General features: G+C 57.6%; 1 protein-coding gene. It reads left to right on the top strand.

The features are described from left to right. A partial coding sequence (locus tag NN484_RS27230) for a hypothetical protein (RefSeq protein WP_274658368.1) occupies positions 1-224 on the top strand: 224 nt, incomplete at both ends.

Raw genomic sequence — 224 nt, 5'->3', positions numbered from 1 at the left:
ACCATGATCGGCGGCGGTGGTTTCGACAGTTACTACGTCGATAACTACGGCGATGTCGTCATCGAAACTGACGCAACGCTCGGCGCGACCGACCGGGTGTTCGCATCCATCGGCTACACCCTGACTGCCAATGTCGAGAACCTGATCCTCATCGGTAACGACATCATCAACGGCACCGGCAACGAACTGGACAACCGTATCACCGGCAACGACCAGGCCAACAC

It is taken from the genome of Pseudomonas serboccidentalis, from assembly GCF_028830055.1.
Lineage (GTDB): Bacteria > Pseudomonadota > Gammaproteobacteria > Pseudomonadales > Pseudomonadaceae > Aquipseudomonas > Aquipseudomonas serboccidentalis.
The sequence above is the reverse complement of the archived record's forward strand: the minus strand, read 5'-3'. Positions and strand labels throughout refer to the sequence as shown.